Source organism: Curtobacterium sp. NPDC086286 (genome assembly GCF_044746255.1).
Lineage (GTDB): Bacteria > Actinomycetota > Actinomycetes > Actinomycetales > Microbacteriaceae > Curtobacterium.
This window is the reverse complement of the sequence record NZ_JBIVBW010000016.1, coordinates 1,619-4,800: the sequence shown is the minus strand read 5'-3', so window position 1 is coordinate 4,800 and position 3,182 is coordinate 1,619. Positions and strand designations below refer to the sequence as shown.

At 55.0% G+C, this 3,182-nt stretch carries 1 rRNA gene; it reads right to left on the bottom strand.

Annotated elements, in window-relative coordinates:
- Positions 1-12: 12 nt before the first annotated feature.
- Positions 13-3,142 (bottom strand): 23S ribosomal RNA (locus tag ACIPKM_RS18545).
- Positions 3,143-3,182 lie beyond the last annotated feature (40 nt).

Genomic DNA, 3,182 nt, shown 5'->3' with positions numbered 1-3,182 from the left:
GGAAATAGTTGTGTTGTCAAGTCTTCGGCTTATTAGTACCGGTCAGCTCCACGGGTCGTTAGTCCCCGCTTCCACATCCGGCCTATCAACCCAGTAGTCTGCTGGGAGCCTCTCACACTCAAGGTGCATGGAAATCTCATCTCGAAGACGGCTTCCCGCTTAGATGCTTTCAGCGGTTATCCGGTCCGAACGTAGCTAATCAGCGGTGCCCTTGGCAGAACAACTGACACACCAGAGGTTCGTCCATCCCGGTCCTCTCGTACTAGGGATAGATCTTCTCAAATTTCCAACGCGCGCAGCGGATAGGGACCGAACTGTCTCACGACGTTCTAAACCCAGCTCGCGTACCGCTTTAATGGGCGAACAGCCCAACCCTTGGGACCTACTCCAGCCCCAGGATGCGACGAGCCGACATCGAGGTGCCAAACCATGCCGTCGATATGGACTCTTGGGCAAGATCAGCCTGTTATCCCCGAGGTACCTTTTATCCGTTGAGCGACAGCGCTTCCACAAGCCACTGCCGGATCACTAGTCCCGACTTTCGTCCCTGCTCGACCTGTCAGTCTCACAGTCAAGCTCCCTTGTGCACTTACACTCGCCACCTGATTGCCAACCAGGTTGAGGGAACCTTTGGGCGCCTCCGTTACTCTTTGGGAGGCAACCGCCCCAGTTAAACTACCCACCAGGCACTGTCCATGAACCCGATCAGGGTCCTACGTTAGACATCCAGAGTGACCAGAGTGGTATTTCAACAATGACTCCACGAACACTAGCGTGCCCGCTTCACAGTCTCCCACCTATCCTACACAAGCCACACCGAACACCAATACCAAGCTGTAGTAAAGGTCACGGGGTCTTTCCGTCCTGCTGCGCGTAACGAGCATCTTTACTCGTAGTGCAATTTCGCCGAGTTCGCGGTTGAGACAGCTGGGAAGTCGTTACGCCATTCGTGCAGGTCGGAACTTACCCGACAAGGAATTTCGCTACCTTAGGATGGTTATAGTTACCACCGCCGTTTACTGGGGCTTAAATTCAGAGCTTCGCCCAAAGGCTAACCCTTCCTCTTAACCTTCCAGCACCGGGCAGGCGTCAGTCCGTATACATCGTCTTGCGACTTCGCACGGACCTGTGTTTTTAGTAAACAGTCGCTTCCCACTGGTCTCTGCGGCCTTCAACGCTCAGCGGAGCAAGTCCGCATCACGTGTCCGGCCCCCCTTCTCCCGAAGTTACGGGGGCATTTTGCCGAGTTCCTTAACCACGATTCTCTCGATCTCCTTGGTATTCTCTACCTGACCACCTGAGTCGGTTTCGGGTACGGGCGGCTGCAACCTCGCGTCGATGCTTTTCTCGGCAGCATAGGATCACTGATTTCCCCTTACGGGTACGCGTCGGATCTCAGGCATACAGACGACGGATTTGCCTATCGTCAGCCCTACATCCTTACACCAGGATCACCTTACGGATACCATCGCCTGGCTCAGCTACCTTCCTGCGTCACACCTGTTCATACGCTAACCGCACCAGCATGGGGTCGAGCGTTAGACCGCACGCCATCACCCCGAAGGGATCCGGTCAATGCGGGTTAGGACTCTTAGCACCACTGGATTAGCTTGGGCGGTTGTTCGCCGGTACGGGAATATCAACCCGTTGTCCATCGACTACGCCTGTCGGCCTCGCCTTAGGTCCCGACTTACCCAGGGCGGATTAACCTGGCCCTGGAACCCTTGGTCTTTCGGAGGACGGGTTTCTCACCCGTCTTTCGCTACTCATGCCTGCATTCTCACTCGTGTAGCGTCCACGGCTGGATCACTCCGCCGCTTCACTCGCCACACGACGCTCTCCTACCACTCCGCACGACTGAACCACGAAGGCTTATCGAGTGTGCGAAATCTACAACTTCGGCGGTGTGCTTGAGCCCCGTTACATTGTCGGCGCGGAATCACTTGACCAGTGAGCTATTACGCACTCTTTCAAGGGTGGCTGCTTCTAAGCCAACCTCCTGGTTGTCTATGCAACTCCACATCCTTTCCCACTTAGCACACGCTTAGGGGCCTTAGTTGGTAGTCTGGGTTGTTTCCCTCTCGACGATGAAGCTTATCCCCCACCGTCTCACTGCTGCGCTCTCACTCACCGGCATTCGGAGTTTGGCTGACGTCAGTAACCTGTTGAGGCCCATCGGCCATCCAGTAGCTCTACCTCCGGCGAGAAACACGCAACGCTGCACCTAAATGCATTTCGGAGAGAACCAGCTATCACGAAGTTTGATTGGCCTTTCACCCCTATCCACAGCTCATCCCCTCCATTTTCAACTGAAGTGGGTTCGGTCCTCCACGACGTCTTACCGTCGCTTCAACCTGGCCATGGATAGATCACTTCGCTTCGGGTCTAGGACATGCGACTGAATCGCCCTATTCAGACTCGCTTTCGCTACGGCTGCCCCACACGGGTTAACCTCGCCACATATCACTAACTCGCAGGCTCATTCTTCAAAAGGCACGCCGTCACCCCTACAAGGAGGCTCCGACGGTTTGTAAGCAAACGGTTTCAGGTACTATTTCACTCCCCTCCCGGGGTACTTTTCACCTTTCCCTCACGGTACTTGTCCGCTATCGGTCATCTGGGAGTATTTAGGCTTATCAGGTGGTCCTGACAGATTCACACGGGATTTCTCGGGCCCCGTGCTACTTGGGATACACATCCGGCCATAACACCATTTCGTCTACGGGGCTGGCACCCACTACGGCCCGGCTTTCAAACCGGTTCGACTATGATGCGCTGTAACCGCCCCAGTCCGGCAGAACTGAGCGACGTGTCCCACAACCCCGACCATGCAACGCCCGCCGGCTATCACACATGATCGGTTTAGCCTCATCCGCTTTCGCTCGCCACTACTCACGGAATCACATGTTGTTTTCTCTTCCTGTGGGTACTGAGATGTTTCACTTCCCCACGTTCCCTCTACCCGCCCTATATATTCAGGCGGGAGTCACCAGGTCACAAAAGCGCCCAGCGGGGTTTCCCCATTCGGAAATCCTCGGCTCACAGCTCGATTATCAGCTCCCCGAGGCTTATCGCAGATTTCTACGTCCTTCTTCGGCTCCAGATGCCAAGGCATCCACCGTTTGCTCTTAGAAACTTGACCACAAAGATTAAAATTGCGATCGACTCGAACAATCACCAAA